The following is a 23,770-nucleotide window of genomic DNA, read 5'->3' on the forward strand; positions in this document are numbered from 1 at the left end:
CAATATCATCGAGGGATATCACCGGCAACTACGCAAGGTAACCAAAACCAAAACGGCATACCCGACTGATGATGCACTGAAAAAGATTATTTACCTGGCCACTGTTGAAGTAGCCAAAAAGTGGACCATGCCGGTTAAAGACTGGAAGAAATGTATCTCACAGTTTGCCATATATTTTGGGGATAGATTGGAAACTGAGTTGGCCATATAAGTTAGCCTTGCAATTAACCGACGGCAGCCCTTGACATGGAGCCTCTAGGCCTGTGTTTCCGGGAGGCCGCGGGGAGTCCACGCTGTGCGTTGGCCTCCCGCCCAAATAGGCTAACACAGGCCTTCCTCCATGTAAAGGGCTGCCTGGTTGTTTCTAATTAACCCCGGTCTTATCTAAAACTAAAAGGTTCAAAACCATTTACACGAAAATATTCACACTCCCTCATAAGACGCTTGTAGTTTACTCCCTTTTTAGCGTTTTCTTCCCGCTTTTTCCGGAATTCGATTGGCTTTACAGGGTATTCGGGATCGGCGTATCCCATAGCCGTCACACTCTGTGCGAGATAATGCCGACCCGGACAAGAGTCCCAACCAATAAGTTGTAGAGGGCGGTTATTTCCGTCCCGTGGCCAACGGGGGTCATCCGGCCATATTCCTTGAAGAGACGCAGGACATGGATCACCGTTTTTGAGTCCTTTTGTTTTTTTCCGGATTTCGGCTTGTTTTCGTTTTTCTTCCCGCTGCCGCCGCCGGCTTTCTTCCGCCGCTTTTCGATGCGCGAACGCTTCGCGAACCTGGCTTTCCAGTTCTCCGACCAACTCGGGTTTGTTACGCAGGCTTTTTATAGCCTGCCGGGCGCGCTCATATCCGGCTCTTTGTTTCTTCTCATCGCTATATAATGGGATGAGGCCGCAAGTGCAAGCTATCTTTTTTACTGACGCTTCCGGTTCGCCGATTAGGGCCATTGCTACTGCCCGGACTGCCTCAAGCCGGTCAGCTCGTGTATCTTGTCCCGGCCCACGCTGTCCCTGGCCGCGAAGGGGCGGCAGACCCATACGATTCCGGCGCATCCTTTCTGCATCTGCTGAGCATGTTCGGTTTTTTTTCTGTATATTGTTGTTTTTTGAAATGGGCATACTGATCCTATCCCCTTTCAAACACACCGAATACTTTGACAAGCAAGCACATTTCAGTATAATTGTCCATAAAAGGTATCGTTTTAAGTTGATTGTAAACAGTTATGGTTTACATGTCAATAATCTAGTTGCAGATGAAATGAGTGACCATAAATGAAAATGAGGCGTTTTGGCGAAATATTAAAAAAAACCAGAGAATTACGCGGTTTTTCGATAAGAGATCTGGCAAAAATATTAAAAGTTTCGGCCACCTTAGTCTCAAAATGGGAAATAGGCAAATATCCTCCCCCACAAAAAATTGAAACTATAAAAAAAATTAGCCAAGTATTGGCTATAGATGAAAATGAATTACTAGAACTTTGCAATATTGAAAATATGCTTAATGGTTTACCTAATAATCTTAGAGTAGCACTTAAAAAATCATTATATATACATTTAAAAACAAATTATAGAGATGAAAATGGTCGTTTTAAAGGTCCAGAAAATATATATGATTCTTTGCTTCCTTTAGCTTCAAATGGAAAAAATTTGCTTGTTGTGAAGCAATTTGGATTTCAATGGGATGAAATAAATTATCCTAAATTTAAAACACTTGCAGAATGGATAATTAATGATTTTCTAATGCAATTACTCTGCAAAATTTCTATAGATTTTGTAAATATTCAAAATGGCTATGCAGACATAGGAACATTTTTAAGAAATGAAAATAGAAAATTTATTATACAAGTATACTTCCTTAAACCAGATGGCACTGAGGAACTTTATGAGCTAGACTCGGATGGTATTAGTTTTTCTGACTTTTTGCTGGTATAAATAGGCTATTGTTGATAAAATTTTTAATTTCAGATTGTTTAAATCGAAGTGTCTTTTGGCTATTGATTTTGTATCCCTTTAAAACCCCTTTTCTAACCATTCTATATATAGTTTGTTTCGATACACCAAGTATTTGAGCGACTTCACTTGTGCTTAGCATTTTTTCCATTTCATAACACCTCCAATTTTTTATTTTAAAAATTAAGATTAGGCCCGGCATAGCCGGGCCATTGTCAACACTCTTGCTCACTCAATTTAGTGTCCAAATATCAATTGCAAATTAAACTATTTTTGATACACAGGCGACAACCCGTACTTATCCTTGATAAAATCCCACGGAAGCATGTATGACATTCTTTCAACATCTGAAGTGGTATGCGTGAACCAGGTAATTATACCATTAACATTACGAACAGAACAGGATACACCTGTATTGTTACTTATATCTGCTTGTAACCCGCCTTCATCCTGAACAAAGATAGTATACGCAAAACCGTCTTCAGGGGTAGGCATGACAAACTTTTTTACCCATGCCTGGTTTTGTTTTGTAAACGACACTTCACTATCGAAGAGGACTTTTTTAGGAAATTCGCCACTAGACGGCAAATCTACTCCAGAAATTTCCACACCCATCATTTTTTCAGCCGGATACGGCCCAATTAGATATACTCTGAGTCTTGCTTTATATACATAAGGCCATTCATCTGCAACCGGGATAGGTCCTATCATGGGTGCTCTTATGACATATGTGGTGTACTTATTTCCTTCTTCCTTCGGAATATCATGAAAACACCCGTCAAAAAGATAGCGTCCGCTTGCCACTGAAGGTTCCGGTTCCACCGGCACCCCGTACCAAGTAATAAGGACCGGCAGATACCACCGCCAGCCCTGGGCCATGTTGGAGAAGTCTTTTTCGTCCATACCAAGCGATTCACGCACGGTCGGGTCCTTGAGATCAAGCAATTCCGGTTCCAAGTCAAACGTCCACTGTGTCGTTACCTTGCCTTCGGCCAGGTTTTCACCGGTTTTGGTAACTGAATAGTTGGCGGGTATATATCTGAGGAAATCTTTATAGAAAATTTCCCAATTCTCCTGCCGCCCGGAAGCATTAAACTGTTCCTCGATGAACGGGTAAGCCACTTCCACTCTGGTTAGTTCGTATTTGCCCTTCCACACCGCTTCCGGCAGTGTAAAAGTTTTGGAGTATGTTTTGTCTTTCCATCCGTAATAATCCGGCTGGCCGCAATTGTCGGTGTCCTGCCAGGTGCCGTTGGTGTGCTGCCATATATCGAAAGACGGTACGATCACCTGCTGTTTTACCACTTGTTCTCCGGAAGCGGCCATGGCCATGCCTGGCAAGAGTAATAAGGCCACCAATAGGGCTAATAGTTTAATCAATCGCATTATTTACCAACCCCCTTGTACAGTGGATTTTCCACGGCCAGAACCTGGTCATAAAATAAAATCATGATGTGGGTCACGTCCTCAATCCTGGTCGGAGACGGATCGGCTTCCAGGCTGACATAGTAACTTTGAGTGAAAGGGTTACTCTGATATTTAATTAGCGGACCATATGCTCTTTGCACGGAAACATCATTACCTTTGGCTAATACAATAGGTGCCGGTGTAAGTCCACTTCCAGCCTGGGTAACATAAACCTTATCATTAGCAACCTTTACATCGTAAATTATCTGGTAACCGCCATCGCCCAGCTTAACCGGCTGCTGCCGCAACTCATCTACCGTCATATACATGATGCTCGCCCCGGGCAGCTTAAACTCGTAGGGGATTGCTTTTCTGTCGGAAATCACCTTGTAATCATCCGGATCAAGCGGCACGCCGCTAAACGGCCTTACGTCCGCTTTTGGCTGCTCCGGTGTCACCGGCGGGTTAACCGGATCAGTGGCCACCGGCGGTTGCCCTTTAACGTACCTTACCACGTTGCTCACGTCCGGCCTTTCCATTCCCCGCGGCCAGCACAGCACGATATTGTTTTCCGCATCCCAGGCCACCTGGTAACCCAGCGCCTCCGCCACGAACCGGGCCGGCAGATACGTCCGGCCTGTTTTCAAAAGCGGAGAAACGTCCATAATTTTCGCCTGGCCATCACTCTTGATTTGCTTATTGCCCACAGTCAGTTCCACTACCGGGAACCCGGGCTGGCTCAAAGTAACCCTGGGACTTTCCCAGCCGATATATTTATCGCCCACGCCCAGGGCGTTGCTCAAGTACCGCACCGGCACAAAGGTGCGGCCCGTCTCGATGAACGGTTTGGCATCCATCTTCACGCCGGGAGTTTGGTTATTTACGAAGTATTCATCCTGGCCAATCACGAATACAACGCTTTTAACCAGGTTCTTTTGCTGGTCGTATACATCCACCTGGGTCTTATCTGCCGCCAAGGCCACCGTCACCGCCATTGTAAGCACGGTAATAAAAATCAGGGGAATAAGCAAAGATTTTCGCACATCACATGCCTCCTTCATTTTGGTATATTATACCACAGGATACAACCATAAACCTGCCCGGCACCACCACCTTTCAGCCGGCAATGTAGTGACCACTAAGGTAGCCACTACATTGCTTTCTCACATTTACCCATTAACCAATCAGCAAACCCCCTCTCAGACGCGCGTAAAAGGCTTTTAAAGAGCTTCTAACCAACGTGGTAATGGGGTAATGCCTGCATTAAAATCATCAGGCTTTTTCATCGAATTTGCCGTTTCCCTTAACGACTTTGCCAAAACCTCAAGCTCTGACAAAGGCAACTCACCAAACTCTTTATGAATTAACTTCAGGTACAATTCCGGGTAAACCGGCAGTGATTTTAAAAGCCCCCATACGATCTTGTAATCTTCATTATCGGTCGGTAACGGCTTAATCTCCAAAACCTTCGCCCTTAGTTCTTGTCGCTTCAACTCACCATAACTCGAAACTACTATAGCCAAAACCGCCATAATATCCACAAAACATAGCTCAGACAACAGCGGCCACCATTCATCCGTCGTTTTTTCAAGTAATATATCTACTACTTCTGTAAGCTTACGTCTATCAATCAATTCCGCATAAATTTTTTGCCCTTCAACGCAACCAACATATACCACAATAACCCCTCCTTTGATAAAATAAGGGGCACCAGGGGTTACCCCTTGAGGGAGAGCATTACACCCTCCAGCCGTCAAGCATAGCGGGTGTAATGCCTCCCAACTCCAACAAACCGACCGCATTCACACCTCATGACATCCCTGCTTTGCATCACCCCCCTGGATAACCTCACCGTTATAAATAACCGTCAGCCTTTGTGGCCCATTAAAAAAAGTGTGATAAACGCCCCTTAGTTTTTGCCTTACATGCTCCAGCAGGTATTCCCTCTTGTCATCTATTTGCTCCCATACACGCTCGTAATCCTCACGAAACTCCTGTTCCAACTCCTGCCTTGCCTTATCAGTCAGTTCGTCAAGGGCATATCCTTTTAGCTCCGATTTCACGTATTCATCCTTACTTACAAAAAACTCCTCACCAAACTCATCTCGCAATCGACGTTCAACTTCAGCTTTTATGATATTGTCCGTTTCTTCTTTGTAAAGTTCCTCAAAATACCAATCCAACTGATCACACAGTACACCGCCATGGTTCCTCTTCCACTTGTGTTGAGCCGCCATCATCACTTCCCAGGCATACTTCTCCAGTTCATTTTCCAGGATAACCTTCATACGAAACACCCTCCATCACAAAGATTAGCCGTATTTATAAGCGGCGAAGCCCATATAGGGGTTTGGGGATCAATTGATCCCCAATGTTTATTCTTTTAATCCCCCCCGCGTTTTTTCGCCTTTCGGCTTAAGGCCGAACCAGCGGCGTCGTGCCCGCAGGTAAAGGGTCGCGCGCAAGCGCGAGGCCGAGGAATACCGGACCGGCCGCAGACCCCAAATCATAACCCCAAAGCCAGGCCGGGAGGATATGCCGCAGGCCCTTGCCCTTTACCGAAGGGCCGTAAGAGACGCCGCTATAATGAGGCCGCCGAAAGGCGAAAATCAAAGCGCCGCGCTAGCGGCGCATCCACTGTTCAGACCAAAAAATATTCCAAGTGGAATATTTTTACCTTATCCCCAAAGGCATTTTCCAGCCGACCCCAAAGCCCGGCCCCAAAGCCGGCTGGAATATGCCGCCTATCCCGGCACAGCCGGACGGTCGCGTATTACCCCAAAGGCATGACCCTAAAAGCGACGGTCCGGCGGTTTTTCTGCCCAAGACAAAGACCCTAAAACAAGACTATCAGGCTGCTTTTAAAGACCCCAAAGCCACACTCCGCCAGGTAATACCCACAATGGCCAACTTCGCTAGCCATGAGCGATCGGTAGTGAAAGTCGATAGCGGAAATTAGCACCCTAGAAACCAGCAACAAAGTAACAGGTATTCTCTTCCCCGGCAGCGAAAATGAAAAAATGTCAAAACTATAACTGCCGGGGAGGAAAAATAATGTTAGTTGACAAAAACGAAATGTTAATTAGCATATTAAAAGCATTTTGGTTTTTCACTAAACAAATGTGGTTTATTTGGGTAATTATAATCCTAATGTTCATTATCGGGATCTTTATAAAAAAGTGGTCAAAACCAAAGTAACAGACATAAGCAAAATGGAATCTGTCCTTCAATACTTCCAATTTGCCTTTATCACCTTAACCTTAACTCCCGAATCCGCAGCCGCTTTCATCACCTGCTTTTGCCTGCTTTCCGAGAACACCAAAAAATTAATCATCAGCTGTTGTCGTATTCCCGACGGCAGGCGAGAATACAGTTTAATTCTCTCTGCCAGGTACTTAAGCGAATACTGGTAATCAATAGCCAGCACATGCAACCAACCGTCTTTCTCAAAAAACAAATCCGAACTACGCAAACACCTTTTTAGCACATCGTAATCAGCATCCATCCACCGGCTTAGCACCTCCCGGCGCGGTAAATACTCAATCCCCATAGCCAAAGCAAAATCGCAGGCCACCAAGCACTTAAGCACCGTATCCACACCGGCGTTACGAAAAATCCTCGCGTACCACGGCACGGCAAGACCGATTTCTTCACCGCCCAGGGGCGTGAGATAATAATACAACCGCCCGCAGCTTAACCGGCCCGACTTAATCAAACTCGCCCGGCGCAAAGCCAACAGCCGCTTATAGCAGGTGTTATAAGCGCTGCTAAAAAGACCCGCCTTAAACAGCTGTTCCAGCGTAACAAACCGCCACCGGGCGATAAAAGCTAAAACATTTCTATCGCGTTCTGTAACAACAACCAGTCCCACCACCTCAATTCATGCCGGACGCAATCCGGTAAGTCACAAACTCCCCCGCGGCCCCATATTTGGCCAGCGTCTGCTCCCGCCCGGCAGGACACACCCAAACCACATTTTTGCCGGCAAACCCGTCCACCTTCTCCCGGATCTGCGCGGGCGTATACTTGCCGCAATCAGTCTCCACGAAAATTTCCTCGCCTTCTTCACTAACGTAAGAAGCATCGGGAACCACCAAGCCGGTATTACCGGAGAAAACGTCGTGCTCAATCTCCAGCGCGTCACCGATACGCCAAGTCTCTTTTTCGTCATCGGAAAGGCCAAAGTAAACCTCGTTAGTCCGCACCTGGTGCACTATCTCGTCAGCCTTACCCGGATGGGTAAACACAATACTTCTATCCAAGCCAGGCCCTTGTGGGCCGGTAACCCAACGCTTGCCCTTTGTGTCCAGGCTGTAAACCTTCATGAAAGTGCCCGGCTTTTCCGCATTGGCCATATGCTCCGCAATATACCCGGCCTTTTGCAGCTGTTTCAGCCGGTCATCACAAGTGCGCTCCTTGGCCGCGGGCCAGTAAGCGTTCTTGACTTGCCCGAATGAAAGAACCCGGCAGCGTGCCAGGTCGGTAAGAATAGCTTTATCCCGATCCGTTAGCTGTTTGGCTTTGGTAATGCGTGCGATTAAAACCACCTCCTGTAAATACCCCGGCGTAAAAGGGCGCAGCCCCAAAGGGGGTCCGGGGGTTAATAACCCCCGGCGGGGGTATGGGGATTATAAGGGGAAAGGGGGCAGCGCCCCATTTCCCCTTATGCGGCCCGGAGCGCAGCCGGCAGGCAATGAGGGCACAAAGCCGAATTGCCAGCACAAGCGTTGCCGGCGGAGCGTAGGGCCGCTGAGCAGTCCGGGTGAACGCGAAGCGTGAACCCCGGAGGCCGAAGGCGGCAGGGGCGAAGCCCCCTGGCCCGAGCAAAGCGAGGGTGCCGCCGAAGGCCGGAGCGCCGCTTATGGTCCGTGCGAACGAAGTGAGCTACGGACCGTTGGCGGCGGGACTGCTCCTACTCCGCCGTTGTTTGCCGCCAAACGGCAAACAACAGGCGGAGGAACGCTGCAACGACGCGGACTGGAAGCAACCCGCGCCCCGCAGAAAAGCGACGCAGGCAGCGCCCGCCGCGAAGCGGGGGGATGCTCTGCGGGGTGGTACTGCGGGGCGCTGCCATGCAGCAACTGCCATTAATGGCGGTTACTGTATGACTACAGGGCAATTTCCTCAGCCTCGGCGTTGCTGTTTTTGCTGCCAGCTTTTTGCATTACACCCTGATTTTGTTCGGGTGCCAACATGGTTTCCTCCGCTGTTTTTTCTGCTTGGACCAGCTTTCTTTTGGCTTTTTCTAACATTTCTCTCACCGTGACCGGTTCCGGACCCAGCACTGGCAACTCGGGTTCCGGCAGCGGCAGCTGCTCCAGACGGTCTTTTTCGGTCTTGGAAATCAGGTAGGCATGGTTGGCCAGCGTGGCCAACCGCCCGCGCCTGATGATGATTGACTTGCCTGGAGGCATTTTTTTGAACGTGTTTGGATGCATAAGCGGTACTTCTATTTCCGCGCTGCTTTTGCCCACGGTATGCCGTTGGTTGTCGCTGCCCAGGCCGGGCATCCATTCTTGCGTTTGGGTTTTGTTTTCGCTATAGCTGGCGACCGTTTTTAGAACGGTGCCGCAGTACTGCGAGAAAAGTTCGGCATCAGTGGGAGTGTCCGCATTGAAAATGATTTTAGTTCTTGTGTTCACCTGAACGGTGTTGACGAAATCATCACCCACTGCTTGCAAGTCTCCCATGGCCTGGTTGGCCAGCACCAGGCCGTAATTAGCGGAACGCACCTTGGAGATAATATTACGGAACGCCTGGCAGGCCATGTTTTGAAATTCATCTATGGCTATTATCGTTGGCCGGGACTGTGGTGTCCGAAAAGCCGCTTGGTACTGGAGGTCCTGGGCGATCATTTTGCCGATGGCCGAGCTGGCCTCCGGGGCCAGAGCGGATTTCAGATCGAAATACACTACGTCCCCGTTTTGCATTATTTCGGCCAGGTCGATGTCCGGTCGGGGAGAGTTGATTTGTTCCAGGTCCGCAAACGGGGTCAAGGCGGCGGTTAGGCCCTTTATCTGGCTCTCGTCTACTTTCTGGCCGGTTAGCTGTAGCACCAAACCGGGATTTTGCAAGATACTCTGTATGTCAGCCAGGGTGTATTTTATTCCCTGGCTGTCCAACTCTTTCAAAAGCGGAATGAATGTGGCCTGCTGCACATAAGAGTAAAACTTCGCTTCTCCCTGGAACACCAACTCTAACGCCGTCATGATCCGCTCTACTTTGTTTAGCGCGGCGCCGGTGGCCAACGGGTTATACGTGTTGCTTTTCGCGCTAGGGTCAAGGGTGAAGAAGTAAAATCTTTTGCCGTTTTCCTCTGCTGCCTTGGCCAAAAGCTGGATAGCCTGCTTGTCCTCTTTGAAGTCGATTACAACCAGGGACGCGCTTTTGCGTATGGCTTGCATGCAAATGGGCGTTACGCCGAAGGCGGTTTTGCCGGTGCCGCTGCCGCCCATGATGTGTATGTGTTCAGCCATGTCGGATACTGACACGGTTATGGGCCGCCGCCGGTCGTCCAGGCCGAGAAAGTATTGGTTTTCCGGAGTTTTGGCCAGATACCGGCTGGCGTTATATCTCACCTGTTTGAAGCATATTTTCCGAATATCGCGATAGTCGCTGTCTTCGCCTTTTTTCAAGGCCCTTATCTTGCCCGCAACAACTCCGATCAAAGCCAGGATCGCCAAACCGCCATTCAGGTACAGCCAGCAAGTACGCACTTCCGGACTAGATAGCTTGTCCGTTGCGAACAGCCAGGCCCGAGCGACAAACATCGGGTGGTGCCAGTACCAGCCGGCCAGGCTGAAATCAGGCGGACTGGGGAAGTGTTCCAGACCGTCCACCAACGCCATGATATATGCCGCGGCAGTGCCCAAAAGCCAGACGTCGAGAATATATGCAACGGCCAGGCCCAGGCAGCCCAGGCCGGCCAAAGCCAGCCATTTACATTTTGCCGGCATTTCAGTTAGCCGGTCACGAAGAATGTGTATCATCAGGTTTTCCTCCTTTTGGTTGTGGCCACCGGTGGCCTTTAGCTCAGATACAGCGATCTAACCAATTCTTTTTTCCGCCGGGCTTCGTCATCGGGTCCCCTGGCTTTGGATCTTTTCTGCCCTGACTGTTGTTTAGGCATGGTCCTGATTTGTTGTTGCCGGGGCTGCCCAACTGTATCAGGTATTGGTTTTATATCATTTTGAAGTGCCCAGTTTAACCAGTGACCAATTCCTTTTTTTAGCACGAGTCCTCCTCTAAGCTGGTTTTCTAATTCTTTAAGCGTATCTGAAAGCTGTTCAGGGGTGTATTTTTTTGCGATATGTTTTGCGAATTGTACCGTAATGTCTTGACCGGCCACCGCCCGGACATCTTTCCGAATTTTTTCCCACAGTTTTTCTTTGTTCTCTTCTCCACTGACCACCCTTTCACTAAAATTAAAAACAGCTCTGCTATTTGTAACAGAACTGCCCGTTGTTTCTTCTGTTTTTCTTTCTACGAGGCAATCAAGCAGCTTAGGTGGTAGCTGTACCCCGCATACTTTTTCTGCTTGCTGCCAAAGTTCGTTGTTGTTGTTTTGTTCATCACTGGAAAAGTTTTTAGGCACATTTTCTTTTCGACTTTTTTCGACAGACGGCTTATCAACAACAACAACATTACAACAACATATATTGTTAGTGTCGTCTTTTCCTGTGTCAGGATAAGGCGACATAGGTTTTTTTTCAGTAAAATCAAGGCTTTTTCCTATGTCGTGATCTGACGACATAGGTTTCTCGTTACCTTTTCCTATGTCGTCTGTTGCTGACACAGGTTTTTCGTGTTCTTGTCCCAAAACCAAGTTACTCAGGGGAAGAATCGTATACCTGTTGTTGTCCCATCGGTCACCTTTCTTACCGGTGTTTACATTTTTTTTTCTAACCTTTGTAACTAATACTACGGGTTTACCTTGCCATCGGTATCGAAGTAAACTGTTAATACGCTCATTAGCCGCTTGGCGGCTCACGCCTAGCGCTTTAGCGATCTGTACTTGAGATGGATAACAGTTCCCCTGGGTATCCATAAACGTCGCCAATACACAAAGCGTTTTCCAATCGCGGTCAGAAATGTCCGCCAAAAACCCGGAAGTCCTAGCGGCCACGTAAAGCTTCACAAAAACCTGTTCCTGCCAACCCTTATTTAAAACATCAAACTCCTTTTGTATTTCAACGGAAATTAGTTTTTGATTCATGATCTCCACCCTTTTTAACCGCCAGCAACCTTTCCGGAAAAATTAAATGCCGGGCATAATAAGTCAAAACCCTATCTTTCGATAGGGTATAATTTATTTATAAAAGTTTCAAATGCCCGTCATTCGTGCTTTCCAATTAGTCAGATAATTGACATTAGTCTTTCTTCGCTTACCACATCGGCCAGATTTTTTTTGATGGCTTCCCTGACCTTCTCACGGTGGCGTTCCCGGTCGATCTCACCCTTGCGGTGCAGCGACCAGTCGTCCCGGGAAACTATATACTCACCTGACATTTTGCCTCACCACCTACCTGTTTAACAAACTGCCCACATACTTAAGCAATTCATTGGCGCAAATGCTGCAGTAGCCGTACTCATCAATGAGTTTGGCGCTGACTTCGTTAATCCGTTTAAGCTGCTCCGCGTCGGGAGTCTTCGTGGAAGTGGTAATCTTGACTACGTCTTTCAAATCGGCAAACAGTTTCTTTTCCACTGCTTCGCGCAGCCTTTCGTGCGATTTGTAATCAAAACGTTTGCCTTTGCGGGCGTAACTGGAGAGCCTGATCAAAATTTCCTCCCGGAAACTCTTTTTGGCGCTTTCGGATACACCGATTTGTTCCTCTATGGACCGCATCAGCTTTTCATCGGGATCTAATTCCTCGTCGGTAATGGGATCTTTTAATTTTACCCCGTTACAATACGCCTCCACGTTATCCAGGTAATTGTCGAACAGCACCCTGGCCGAATCTTCAAAGGAATATACAAAGGCCTTTTGCACTTCTTTTTTCGCCAGTTCATCGTATTCTTTGCGGGCAATGGAGATAAAGTTTAACAAACGGTCCCGCTCCTCCTTGGTAATGGAAGGATGCTGGTCCAGTCCGTCCTTTAATGTCCGCAGCACATCCAGGGGATTAATGCATTTGGTGGTGGTACGAATCAAGGCCGAGCTCAACCGGTTAATGACATAACGCGGGTCCACGCCGCTCATCCCTTCATCGGTATGTTCGGCCTGCAATTCCGATACATCCTTTTGCTTGAATCCCTCCACATCTTCACCGTCATAGAGCTTCATTTTTTTAACCAAATCCATGCCCTGTTTCTTGCTTTCCTTCAATCGAGTCAGAACGGAGAAAATACTGGCCACCCGCAAAGCATGGGGGGCTATATGAATATCTTTTAAATCACTTTGTTTGATTAACTTGTCATAAATTTTGACTTCCTCTCTGACTTTCAAATTGTAGGGAATTTTCATTACAATGATTCGGGACTGCAGCGCCTCGTTTTTCTTGTTACTGATGAACGACTTATATTCATTTTCATTTGTATGCGCCACGATCATTTCATCAGCGTAAATTAAGGCAAAGCGCCCGGCCTTGAAATTACCCTCCTGGGACAGGCTGAGCAGATTCCATAAGAATTTTTCGTCACATTTAAGCATTTCCTGGAATTCCATAATTCCCCTGTTAGCAATATTTAGTTCCCCGTCAAAACGGTATGCTCGCGGGTCCGATTCAGACCCGTATTCGGCTATGGTACTGAAGTCGATACTGCCCGTAAGATCAGCAATATCCTGGGATTTGGGGTCGGAGGGGGTAAACGTGCCTATGCCCACCCGGTTGTCTTCGGACAGGATAATTCGTTCCACCAGGACATTTTCAATATTGCCCCCGTACTCTGTTTCCAGCATCATCCTGCAAGAAGGACATAGTTCGCCTTCAATATACACTCCGTACTCCTTTTCAAAATCTTCCCGCAGGTCTTTGGGAATCAAGTGCAGGGGTTCTTCGTGCATGGGGCAGTTTTTTATGGCGTACAGGGCGCCCCGTTCCGTTCTGCTATATCTTTCCAGACCCTTCTTCAACATGGCCACCAGCGTAGACTTACCGCCACTCACCGGGCCCATTAAAAGCAAAATGCGCTTACGCACATCCAATCGCCGGGCCGCCGGGTGAAAATATTCTTCTACCAATTTTTCCAGCGTTTTATCCAGTCCAAAAATTTCCTTGTTGAAAAACTTATAACGTTTACCTCCATGTTCCGGTTCTTCCACTCCCGCGTCATAAATCATGTTGTAGATCCTGGAATGGGCCAGTTGCGTCACCCAGGGTTTTTCTTTGACTACCTGCAAATAATCGTAAAATGTACCTTCCCATGTATTTTGTTTTTCCAGAGAGCGGAATTCTTCCAAACGTTTAATAAAATTCACTCTTTCACACTCCCTTTCAGTGCTTAAATAGGAATTTTTTACATAATAAATCCTATGGTATTCGCACTTTAAAGTAGAAAAAATAGTAATATATATATATGACAGAAATACCAAAATGAGTATCCGGCGAAGTGGCAATTATTACGTGTTCCTGCCTGTAATCGACAGCTGACGGGAGCATAATTATTTATTACTGAGAAAATGGGAAATTTATTTTTTTTTAGACAAACGCTAATAGCTCGGTTGGATATGGAAGTAGTATGAAAATTATTAGCGAAGAATTTACACAAAAAAAAAACGCCACAAATGCAGCGTTTTTGTAAGTTCATGATAGGCTAACAATCCTAAGCTAATTTAACTATGATAAAATTTTTTTCCGGTTCCCACAAACCTTGTAGTTCTTTTTCGTTAACAATTTGATAAAAAACTTCTTTACCTTCAATCCAGGTTGCCAGGTAGGTCACGGTCCTCACCTCCCGGAAGGTACATTGTATACAGCATATTTTTAACATTATTTTAACAAAAAGTCCCTACACCGGCAACCACTATATTTTAACCAAGCAGCCTTTTCACCATGACTTCTCGGGCCATTTCTTCAATAGTATCGTCCAGAACGGCAAGCTGCATATGTTCCTGTTTCCTCTGCAGAGCCAGGGCTATTAAATGATCGGTTAACGCAGGGTTTTTGGGTAACAGCGGTCCGTGCAAATACGAACAAAAAACATTTTTATACCTGGCTCCTTCCAGCCCGTCGAGGCCATTGTTACCATGGCCCTTTAAAACCCTGCCCAGCGGCTCCAGCCCGTTTAAATAAGTTCGACCTCCGTGGTTCTCAAAACCCACCAGTTTAACTTGCTTACCGTTTAAACCGGTTTCAATGACCGCATTGCCGATTAACCGCTTATCCCCGGTCTCGGTGTAAAAATCCATCAGGCCAAGGCCGGGAATCTCCCGACCGTCGGGTGTCCGGTAAAAACGCCCCAGTAACTGATACCCGCCGCAAATAGCCAGAACAACGAGACCGTCTTCCACCACCGCTTTTAGGCCATCCACCCGGGCTCCCAGATCCGCGGCCATGAGGGCCTGCTCCCGGTCCGACCCTCCGCCGATGAAAAGAAAATCATATTCCGCAAAGTTAATTGTGCCGCCCAGGTTTACTTCCTCGACTCGCACCGGCAGGCCCCGCCAGCGACAGCGCTGGACAAAGGCCAGGACATTGCCCCGGTCGCCGTAAAGGTTCAACAGATCAGGATACAGGTGACACACGGTTAGAGTCATTATAAACCACCCTTTCAGCCCGCTGCGCCAGTATTTTTTCCACCGGCCATAACGCCGTATAAGTGGCCAATAAACCGGCGGCCGCGCCCCTACCGTTTAATACTCCGTCAATCGCCCTCTGATAATCCCTTTCGATATGCAGGGCTGACACCGGCACCCCGGCATATTTAAGACGTAAAGCCATTTCCTCCGCCCGCTTTCCGGTACATATGAAGAAATTGAACTTATCCGGACGCTGCGCCAGTATTTCAAAATCAACATCCCAGAGCCAGGATATGTCCCTGCCGTCGGCATCGTTGTCATTGATAGCAATCATGACATCCTGCCTCGACTTCCCGGCAATTAAACCGGCCAGGGCCTGGTTAAAACCAGTGGGATTTTTCACCAGAGTCAGGGTAACTTTTTTGTCGCCGTAAGCAAACAATTCCATCCGCCCTATGGCGGGTGAATACATTTTCAGACCGGCCAGCGCTGCTTCCGGGTCAACTCCTAAAACCAGGGACGCGGTAAAAGCAGCCAGCGCATTATACAGGTTATACATACCTTGCACCGGCAGCTCGATTTTCCAATCCCCTTCATCGTCATCAACTCTGGCGGTTATGCCGTTTAACCCAACTTGAACAAAAGATGCTTCAATATCCGGCCGGGGACGGGCGAACCCACACCGAGGGCATTTATAGTCGCCCAGCTGGCTATACAGATAAATACTATACATAAATTCGGCACCGCAATGCGGGCAGAACTTGGCCTCTCTGCTATAGGCCGCATCACCGGCTAACTCCGGGACCGGCCGCACCCCGTAAAACCGGCTTGGATAACCGGTTTCCCCGGCAAAGCGGACCACCAGGGGATCGTCTGCGTTTAAAATTAACCTGGTGGAAGAGGGTAGTTTTTGGATGGCTTCCAACACTTTACCAATGGTAGTATCCAGTTCGCCATAGCGGTCCAGCTGGTCTCGAAAAAAGTTGGTAATCACCACCAGGTTGGGCTTTATCCAGCGCGTAACTACCGGAAAGGCCGCCTCGTCCACTTCCAGAACGGCATAGTCACTGCGCACGCGTGCCGTAACGCTTCCCGCCCTGATAAAAGCAGTCGTTACCCCGGTAAGCAAGTTTGCTCCTTCCCGGTTGGTCACAACTGTATAACCGGCCCGCACCAGTATGCCGGACAGCATATTGCTCGTGGTGGTTTTACCGTTGGTGCCGGTGACCATAATCACTCCCCGCCGGGCCTGGTGGCGGTAATGTTTTAATATACCGGGATAAATACGCAACGCCAACATGCCCGGCAGCGAAGAGCCACGTCCCCTGCCGAAAAACCGACTTAAAAACATGGCTGTTTTCGCCGCCAGCACGGCTAAAATCAATCGCAAGTTCATATAATAACCTCTACAATGTGTAATAGTTAACCCCTTGCCTATGGGCGCAATTGATCTCCTGTTTTTCCACCAATAAGTCCAGGTGAGCCAGCACTTCTGACAGGCCCAGGAAAATCTCCCACCCTTTCAGGTTCGGATAAATCTCCTTGCTCAACTGGTAGGCGTTTAATTCTTTGGCCCGTAGTTTCTCTTTGATACGGTCGAACTGAAACCGGTGGTGACAACGCCCCACCTCGATAACGCCCCGGCAGTCGTTAAATACCCCGCCGTGACCGGGCAGGACCATATTGACGGGTAATTTTTCCACCACGTCCAGGCCGGCCAGGTACTGTTTCAGGGCCGGCAATCGCCGGCCTGGTCGCTCCGGGTCGGGTTCCATCAACGGGTTGGGCGTAATGTGAGGCAGCAGAAAATCACCAGAGAAGAAATTTTTTTGCGCTGGGTCATAAAGGCAGAGGTGGCCGGGGCTATGTCCGGGTAAATGCATAACCCGCAGTTCCCCACCGGCAAACTCCAATGTTTCGCTGCCGCTCATTTCCTGTGACCTGACGCCCTCCAGGGTGGGACGCGGCAGTTTATCCCTTTCACCGGTAATTTCCTGCACCACCTCGGCCGGGATGCCGGTTTCCACCACGAATTGCATGCGTTCCTTGAAATAATCCTGCTTCCCCTTTAGTTTTCTTCCCTCCAGGGTATGTACAAAAACCGTCGCCCCCGTCTCGCCGGCGACCCTGGCCGCCAATCCGCAATGATCGGGGTGACTGTGGGTGATAATGATTCTTTCAATATCCCGAATGTTTACTTCCAGCGCCGACAGCATCTCCCGCAACGCTTTTTCCGCTTTGGGGGTGTCCGGTCCCACATCAACCAGTGTAACCGGTTTATCTTTTATTAAATATACATTTACAGGCCCCACTGCATAAGGTGTGGGCACGATTATCTGGTATACCGGTAGCACATACCCGTCCTCCCATCCAAGTATCCGTTGATTTTTGCAACAATAAACCACGCCATGCGGCGTGGCGTATGCCATTGTAATGACGTATTATCAAGTCCCTCGCTCTCCATCGCTTTAACCGGTGGATTCTAGTTTTTATTACCTGACCCCGGGCACAACCAGGGTCGCAATATGGTCGGTTCCGTTGTCATTGACGTGTGTCTGAAACAGCCAGTGCCCTTTGGCATCAAAGACAAACCTGACTTTCCCCTTTTCATCAGCCTGCAAGGTGTGGGAAAACCCGCTTTCCTCGTTCAGGTGGTAGGTGGCCCACACCTGTGCTCCAGCCGCCGGCTTACCCCCGTATAATACCGTCAAATCAACGGCCTCGCCAGGGTGAAAGGTACCGTATGTTTCCGGCACAATTTCCAGCCCTCGGTTCATAGCCTTCCCGGCGCCGTGCACATGGTGCCCGATGGGCACCAGTACCCGCGCGTAGTAGTCTTTGCCCGGCCCAGGACCATTTTCCACCTGTACGGTATAAATTCCTTCCGCACCACTGTTAAAGACTAATATATCATAAGCACCATCCACGCCGCGCGATATTTGCACCGGGATTTCAGCGCCCTCCGGATTTACAGCCACCCCCCGCAAGTGCTCGCTACCGTCCATTTCTGCTTTTTGCATGGCATACCCCCTGAGCACTTTCAACTCCACCTTGTCCCCGCGGTGAAAATGCAGGTGGGTAGGTTCCAGCCAGATGGCCCGCCCGTCCGCCAAATGTTCCGCCATAACTTGATTCACCATCCTTAACATTCTCGTGCCGTCATTTAAACAATCAGCATTACTTATTTGCCAGTTTTTCCTTAACGCCAACCCGTTCATACGAAAACCGCAATATATTCCTGCAATGCTCTGGAAAATTATATATATATTATGTCTAAAAAGTCAATATAAGAAACAAACCCCCGCATTAACGAGGGTTATTTGCTGTATTTTCCAGGCGCTGTTCCCGGTTTTCTTCCGACCGCTTCTTATTTGCCCATGCTTCAAATTTGTTCCTAATGTATTTCACCGGTGTCCATTGCTCCTTACGATCATTTTCCCGGTTCTGCCGCTGCGTTTTTTTAATATTTTTATCTTCCCCCCGGGGTAATTTTTCCGGCTTGGCCGAAACGTCTTTCTTTCCACCGGGCTCTTTATCCGGGCGGCCCGGAAGTCTATCTTCCCCAAGGGGCGATTCACCCTGCTCGTCCGCTGGCTTTTCCCGCACCTTGTGCCCCTTGCCCGGCATTTCCGGATTATTTTCATCCCCGGGTGTTTTATCAGAAACGCCAGGGTTTACAACCTTTTTAGGGGGTTCAGTATCCGGCTTTGAGGGATTGCTATATTGCCCATTATTTTTATCCGCACCCAGTTTCCACGGTTTTGTCCCCCTGTTGTCGGATTTGCCGGGCCTGTGATCCGGCTCGTCGGTGGGTGTTTCCTTCGCCCCCGGCAACATTTGTGGTTCGCCCGGCATTTGATCCTTTGCCGGAGTTTTATTGCCCGGTTCGGCGGAGTGACGATCATTGGACCGCCAGTGTTTGATTAAATCCTCCGTACGAAAATGTTTCTTTTTCTCCAGTTCCCGAATTTTCTCTAATTGAATCTCCTCGTCGGTTATGAGCACTCCTTTTTTACGCGCTTCCGTTTGCAATAAATAGCGCCCCGGGGTAATACCGTTGTGATGTGCCTTTTGCAAGGTTTCACGGTCCGCCCGTGCAATGATTAATTTGGCGTCGACCCCGGAATCATTGATTGGCTTGCTGATATATTCGTATACATCTCCGGTGTCAACAACCCCTTTGTTCTCAGACCAAACATCCGTAACTGTGGCCAGAACCAGATTTTCCTTGTTGGGGTCCAGATATTTATACTCTATACACCGGTCAATGATCTGTTGCAAACCATCCCGGAGCGGTTCGCGCAATATAGAAGTTCCCTGCAACACAGCTTCCCCATCTTTATTGAGACCTCGTGCGGAAACAATCTTAACGCTGCTGTCTATGCCCAGTTCCACGCTGGGGTTGATATCCATCGCCACATAAGCCACGGCCCGGGGCATCAGCGCGGCAAAGGCCAGCCAGGCAAAAACGGCAACCAACAGCGAGGCCACCGCCAGATAATGCGGTTTAAACCAGCGCTGCACCGGTCGGCCAAACACGATCTCCTGCCCGATTTCCACATCACCGCGGGGCCTGAGCACTTCCAAGAAAAGACCTTCGCTGGTTAAAACAATGCAGGATTTCTTTCTCACTTCCATAACCAATCCCCGGCCTTGTCCCATAATCAGCCCTCCCCCCGCGGTAATTTTATATATGAGTTGAGGTAGATGAATTCTTCCCGGTAAAATAATAAAGTTGCTACGGCGATAATATATTTACGCCCTCTTTCCAGCACTTTGCGGCTGATCCCCGTGCCCCTGACCAGTTCGCTGACGGGCATGCGCTTTTTATTTTGCAGCTCTGCATACAGGTCACCGTGCGCAGCCAGGTAACTGGCCGCTTTTATTAAAGTCTCCCGGGTGTCCCGGTGCCGGGGCGAGGAATCAACCAGGTCCCCGAATGTAATGCCGAGATTCTTTATTGTTTCGCTGTAAAGCTTGATTTCTTCTTTTCTTTCCCAGTCGGCCACTTCCGCAATATATTGCTCCCAGGAGGCGTCGTTTTCCGCCCGACTGGCCGCGCCATCCGGCGGCGGGTCGGAAATATTCAGGTCGACCCGGCCCCACCTGTTCTCCTTGCGCAGGTAATCCGTAACCCGGCTCCTGATTACCATGCGGGCATACGCCGTGAACGGGACGTTTAGTTTAGCATCATAGCGGTCAATGGCCTCGTTGAATGCTATCAACCCCACGCTTAATTCATCATCCCGGTCCCAGTTCAGGCTCCTGCCGCAGAGGCGCCCGACAACCCGGGCAATAAAGGGTTTAGCCTCTTCAATTAATTCCTCCCTGGCCGGTTCATCGCCCTCCCGAATTTTTTGCAGGCTGGATTCCCATTCATCCCCATAGAGCACATTGCCACACTCCCCTGGTTTAACTCCACCTCGCCTTCCCGAAGTAATCCTTAAATTTACTATACGGGAATCACGTCATATTTTAAGGGTGGCTCTGTTGATTTGTCGTTTCTTCATTTTCCGGGCAACACTCTACGCAATTTTCACATACACCGGTAATCTCCACCTGCTGCTTTCTGCATAACCTCACCGAACATATTTCGCAATCCCCGTCCTGAGGAGCGCAGGGCTCGGCGTGGATAACAGCCTCCACTCCCGGCAAATGCCGGTGCAAGTCGCGTTCAATACTGTCACACAACTCGTGGGTTGATACTATCTGTTTTCCCCGCGGCACAATTAAGTTAAAATCCATGTACCGCTGCGGGCCGGCCCTGCGGGTGCGTAAATTACGGTAATCAACGTAATTGCCGGCATAGGATTGCAACACTTCCATGATTACCTTTTCCTCGTTGTCGGGTAATCTAGCGTCAAGGATGCTCCCCACCGACTCCCGTAATAAATCATAAGCCGCTTTTAAAATAAATAACGTGACCCCGATGGCGATCACCGGATCGACAATATACCAACCAGTTAATTTTATAATACCAATGCCCGCCAGCACGCCCAGCGATGTTAAAACATCGGTTCGCAAATGCCAGGCGTCAGCCTCCAGGGCAGGCGACCCGGTTTCCCGGGCCACCCGCATTAACCGGGAGGAAATATATATATTCACCAGGGCGGAAAACCCCATGACCAGAGCCCCCAAACCCAGGGATTTTACTTCCGTCGCCCCGAACAGCTTGGGGTAAGCCTCTTTAATAATCAATGCGGCAGCCACCAGAATTAAAACAGCTTCAATAATGGCGGCCAGGTTTTCAAATTTGCCGTGGCCGTAGCGGTGTTGATCGTCAGCTGGTTTATTGGACTCCTTTACCGAAGCGAAGGCAATTACCGATGCTACCAAGTCCAAACCCGAATGAATGGCTTCCGAAATAACGCTTATGGAATTCATCGTCAGGCCGACGCCAAGTTTGCCGCATGTTAATATCAAGTTGGACGCCACAGACAAGCGCGCCACTTTCACCTTTTCCTGCAGGTCCATGTTACCCTCCCCAAAATTAATGCCCGGGGCCCTCATCTTTAAGGCCAAGATGAAGTCCCGCGGGCATATCCGCTGCCTTACGGCCCGGCCGGCGCACCGCGCCAGCCTGACTTGGATTACTTTTTACTATAACATATGCCGCCGTCAATGGCAACGTACCATGCAATTAGTGGTACAACCGCAAAGTTCGTATCCTTACGCATCGTCGCCATGGTCGTAACCAATATCTATCTTTTCAGCGGGCGGTCTGTCATCATCCGTGCCCCGGGTGTTCTCGTAAAATTGCCCGTCATCACCCACTTCGTAGGGAATATGGTCCACCAACTCGGTGTAACCAATAGGCTCCTCGTCGCTTTCCCCGCCACCGTAATAGGACCCGGCACCGGAGTGAGGCGCATGTTCTTGCCATTTGGACACGTCCTGCCAGGCATCCTCGCCGTCGTATTCATTTTTCCCCGTAGCATCATCAAATGTACGGGCAAAGGGCGGCTCCAGGATATCTTCCTCCACCGGCCGTACATTCTTGCGATGGGATGCTTCCTCAACATCCGCCCGGCAATCCACGCACTGGGTGGTGTAAGGTACGGCTTTCAATCGTTCCAGCGGTATTTGTTTACCGCATACCTCGCAGGTGCCGTAAGTACCGTTCTGCATGCTTTGCAGGGCGTGATCTGTCGCCTGCACCTTGATCATGGCATCCTCCCGCAAGGAAAAGTCCTTGCTACGTTCAAATACTTCCGTGCCCACATCGGCGGGGTGCTGGTCATAGGTAGATAATTCCTCCACGGAATCGGCCAGCGGCACCCTTAGACCACCGTCATCAATATGCTTGATGGTCTGCATTAAATGTTGTCTTTCCTGTTCCAGTTCACTCTTGAATTTCTTCAACAGTTCCTGTTCCAAAAAAAATACCCCCCGTTTATTGTGCTCCCAACTGCAGCTGTACAATTTTGACCAGTTCGGCAATATATCCGCCGATCAACGGCAGGTTCAGGGCCACCAGTCTCTGCAGAATTAATATAATTACCGCCCCCAAAATAGCAAAACCGACAGCGATACCCAGCCCCCTGGCAATACCGCTGATAAAATTGATATACAACAATCTTGCAGGATTATCCAGTAGGTCCACATATTCGGCCAGCTTCATTTTTTCCATGTTAATGGTGAGTTCCCTGATCCTGTCATCCAGGGAAGCTAAAATGTTATCTTTATTTTTCATTTACCGGACCCTCCCAAAATCTTTTTTTAATTTACCCCGGGTTGGATAAAAAAATAAACGAGGTTTTGTTGAAAACCTCGTTCAGCATTTATCTGGGCATATTATACATAATTTAAAGTATTCATTACGCCATGCACGGAGATCCCTTGCAGGATCTTCCAGCAAGTTACCTCTTTTTCTCCGCCAGCTTCAAGTCCACCCAGACCGGGCTGGCATTAAATATGGACGAGTAGGCGCCGCTAATTACCCCGATCAACATGGCCAGTACTAAAGTTTTAGTGGTTGTGCCGCCCAGGAAATAAAGAGCCACCAGCACAAACACCACCGTTAGCACGGTATTAATAGAACGGGCCAGCGTTTGCCATAAACTGAAGTTAACCAGGTCTTCCAGGGACTCGCCCTTTTTCCGGGTTTTCATATTCTCCCTGACCCGGTCAAAAATGATGATTGTATCATTGATAGAATAACCGATAATGGTCAATATGGCTGCCACAAAGGCAGTGTCCACCTCGATTTGAAATATTGAGAATATACCCAGAACGACCAGCGAGTCATGCAGCAGCGCCACTATAGCCGCCACGCCCTGTTTAAATTCAAAACGAAAGGTGATGTACACAAGCATCAGCGCCGATGCAATCAGCAGGGCCAGAACCGCCTTGGTGGTCAATTCTTTACCAATCACCGGGCCGACCCGCTCGTTGCGCAGCAGAACTGTCTTGCCCAGCTTTTCTTGCATGGTTGCTATTAATTTTGCGCTTTCAACTTCGGAAAGTTCCCTGGTCCTGATCAGGTAATCGTTGGCGCCGCTTTTTTGAATATTGCGTGACGCCCCGTATCCCAAGTCCTCCACCACTTGTCGCACCTGTTGCACCTTGACGCCCTGCTCCAACCTGACTTCCATGATATTACCGCCGGTAAAATCAATACCCAGGTTCAGGCCCTGCAGCGCCAGGGAGACCAGGCCGGGTACAATGACCAGCAAAGAAATGAGATACCATATCTTCCGGTGTTTTATAAAATTGAACATAGTCT

The 23,770-nt window shown here is 48.8% G+C and carries 22 protein-coding genes and 2 pseudogenes; 2 read left to right on the plus strand and 22 right to left on the minus strand.

What is annotated here, in order from left to right:
• A pseudogene (locus tag BM299_RS16085) lies at positions 1 to 211 on the plus strand (IS256 family transposase); the annotation flags it as partial.
• 169 nt (positions 212 to 380) lie between these two features.
• Here BM299_RS16085 and BM299_RS16090 read toward each other — a convergent pair.
• Positions 381 to 956: a hypothetical protein gene (locus BM299_RS16090; protein WP_131820667.1), complete on the minus strand. Its 576-nt coding sequence runs from the start codon at positions 954 to 956 to the stop codon at positions 381 to 383.
• A gap of 324 nt (positions 957 to 1,280) precedes the next feature.
• On the opposite strand from BM299_RS16090, the gene BM299_RS16095 reads away from it, so the two are divergent.
• A complete protein-coding gene (locus BM299_RS16095; RefSeq protein ID WP_092486761.1) occupies positions 1,281 to 1,940 on the plus strand; it encodes a helix-turn-helix domain-containing protein in 660 nt (219 codons plus the stop codon).
• Here the strand turns inward: BM299_RS16095 and BM299_RS16100 are convergent.
• From BM299_RS16100 to secF, 21 genes and pseudogenes are all read right to left on the minus strand, one after another.
• On the minus strand, positions 1,912 to 2,109 hold the full coding sequence (locus tag BM299_RS16100; protein WP_165608382.1) for a helix-turn-helix domain-containing protein: 198 nt from the start codon (positions 2,107 to 2,109) through the stop codon (positions 1,912 to 1,914). The two genes, BM299_RS16095 and BM299_RS16100, sit on opposite strands and share 29 nt — an antisense overlap.
• Before the next feature lie 116 nt (positions 2,110 to 2,225).
• Complete coding sequence (locus tag BM299_RS16105) at positions 2,226 to 3,344, minus strand: hypothetical protein (RefSeq protein WP_092486767.1); 1,119 nt, start codon at positions 3,342 to 3,344, stop codon at positions 2,226 to 2,228.
• On the minus strand, positions 3,344 to 4,408 hold the full coding sequence (locus BM299_RS16110; RefSeq protein ID WP_245779830.1) for a stalk domain-containing protein: 1,065 nt from the start codon (positions 4,406 to 4,408) through the stop codon (positions 3,344 to 3,346). Before BM299_RS16110 ends, BM299_RS16105 begins: the two co-directional genes overlap by 1 nt.
• Positions 4,409 to 4,585: 177 nt before the next feature.
• Positions 4,586 to 5,044 carry a hypothetical protein gene (locus tag BM299_RS16115; protein WP_092486773.1) on the minus strand — a complete coding sequence of 153 codons (459 nt, stop codon included), beginning with the start codon at positions 5,042 to 5,044 and terminating at the stop codon, positions 4,586 to 4,588.
• Positions 5,045 to 5,167: 123 nt separating this feature from the next.
• Positions 5,168 to 5,653 (minus strand): hypothetical protein, encoded by a 486-nt coding sequence (locus BM299_RS16120; RefSeq protein ID WP_092486775.1) that lies wholly within the window; start codon positions 5,651 to 5,653, stop codon positions 5,168 to 5,170.
• A 938-nt stretch (positions 5,654 to 6,591) separates the two neighbouring features.
• Positions 6,592 to 7,239, minus strand: a complete 648-nt coding sequence (locus tag BM299_RS16130; RefSeq protein ID WP_092486781.1) for a hypothetical protein — start codon at positions 7,237 to 7,239, stop codon at positions 6,592 to 6,594.
• A gap of 1 nt (position 7,240) precedes the next feature.
• Entirely contained in the window at positions 7,241 to 7,912 is a 672-nt protein-coding gene (locus BM299_RS16135; RefSeq protein ID WP_245779831.1) for a replication-relaxation family protein, read from the minus strand.
• A 561-nt stretch (positions 7,913 to 8,473) separates the two neighbouring features.
• Positions 8,474 to 10,354 carry a type IV secretory system conjugative DNA transfer family protein gene (locus BM299_RS16140; RefSeq protein WP_092486784.1) on the minus strand — a complete coding sequence of 627 codons (1,881 nt, stop codon included), beginning with the start codon at positions 10,352 to 10,354 and terminating at the stop codon, positions 8,474 to 8,476.
• A 38-nt stretch (positions 10,355 to 10,392) separates the two neighbouring features.
• On the minus strand, positions 10,393 to 11,580 hold the full coding sequence (locus BM299_RS18955) for a helix-turn-helix domain-containing protein (RefSeq protein ID WP_207545216.1): 1,188 nt from the start codon (positions 11,578 to 11,580) through the stop codon (positions 10,393 to 10,395).
• Positions 11,581 to 11,732: 152 nt separating this feature from the next.
• Positions 11,733 to 11,873, minus strand: a pseudogene (locus BM299_RS18960) (sporulation protein YhbH); the annotation flags it as partial.
• A gap of 13 nt (positions 11,874 to 11,886) precedes the next feature.
• Complete coding sequence (locus tag BM299_RS16150) at positions 11,887 to 13,785, minus strand: PrkA family serine protein kinase (RefSeq protein ID WP_092486788.1); 1,899 nt, start codon at positions 13,783 to 13,785, stop codon at positions 11,887 to 11,889.
• 552 nt (positions 13,786 to 14,337) lie between these two features.
• The gene (locus tag BM299_RS16155) at positions 14,338 to 15,063 is read right to left on the minus strand and encodes a type 1 glutamine amidotransferase (RefSeq protein WP_092486791.1); all 726 of its coding nucleotides are present in this window, start codon (positions 15,061 to 15,063) and stop codon (positions 14,338 to 14,340) included.
• Positions 15,032 to 16,441, minus strand: a complete 1,410-nt coding sequence (locus BM299_RS16160; protein ID WP_092486794.1) for a Mur ligase family protein — start codon at positions 16,439 to 16,441, stop codon at positions 15,032 to 15,034. Before BM299_RS16160 ends, BM299_RS16155 begins: the two co-directional genes overlap by 32 nt.
• Before the next feature lie 10 nt (positions 16,442 to 16,451).
• On the minus strand, positions 16,452 to 17,399 hold the full coding sequence (locus BM299_RS16165) for an MBL fold metallo-hydrolase (RefSeq protein ID WP_165608384.1): 948 nt from the start codon (positions 17,397 to 17,399) through the stop codon (positions 16,452 to 16,454).
• Positions 17,400 to 17,537: 138 nt separating this feature from the next.
• On the minus strand, positions 17,538 to 18,170 hold the full coding sequence (locus BM299_RS16170; RefSeq protein WP_165608385.1) for a DUF4198 domain-containing protein: 633 nt from the start codon (positions 18,168 to 18,170) through the stop codon (positions 17,538 to 17,540).
• Positions 18,171 to 18,351: 181 nt separating this feature from the next.
• Positions 18,352 to 19,707, minus strand: a complete 1,356-nt coding sequence (locus BM299_RS16175; protein WP_092486803.1) for an anti-sigma factor domain-containing protein — start codon at positions 19,705 to 19,707, stop codon at positions 18,352 to 18,354.
• Positions 19,708 to 19,709: 2 nt separating this feature from the next.
• Positions 19,710 to 20,438, minus strand: a complete 729-nt coding sequence (gene sigI, locus BM299_RS16180) for an RNA polymerase sigma-I factor (RefSeq protein ID WP_092486806.1) — start codon at positions 20,436 to 20,438, stop codon at positions 19,710 to 19,712.
• 82 nt (positions 20,439 to 20,520) lie between these two features.
• Positions 20,521 to 21,519 carry a cation diffusion facilitator family transporter gene (locus tag BM299_RS16185; RefSeq protein ID WP_092486860.1) on the minus strand — a complete coding sequence of 333 codons (999 nt, stop codon included), beginning with the start codon at positions 21,517 to 21,519 and terminating at the stop codon, positions 20,521 to 20,523.
• 195 nt (positions 21,520 to 21,714) lie between these two features.
• Entirely contained in the window at positions 21,715 to 22,422 is a 708-nt protein-coding gene (locus BM299_RS16190; RefSeq protein WP_092486809.1) for a TraR/DksA C4-type zinc finger protein, read from the minus strand.
• 16 nt (positions 22,423 to 22,438) lie between these two features.
• Positions 22,439 to 22,738 (minus strand): DUF5665 domain-containing protein, encoded by a 300-nt coding sequence (locus BM299_RS16195; protein WP_092486812.1) that lies wholly within the window; start codon positions 22,736 to 22,738, stop codon positions 22,439 to 22,441.
• 166 nt (positions 22,739 to 22,904) lie between these two features.
• Positions 22,905 to 23,765: a protein translocase subunit SecF gene (secF, locus tag BM299_RS16200; protein ID WP_092486815.1), complete on the minus strand. Its 861-nt coding sequence runs from the start codon at positions 23,763 to 23,765 to the stop codon at positions 22,905 to 22,907.
• Positions 23,766 to 23,770 lie beyond the last annotated feature (5 nt).

It is taken from the genome of Desulfoscipio geothermicus DSM 3669, assembly GCF_900115975.1.
GTDB lineage: Bacteria > Bacillota > Desulfotomaculia > Desulfotomaculales > Desulfallaceae > Desulfoscipio > Desulfoscipio geothermicus.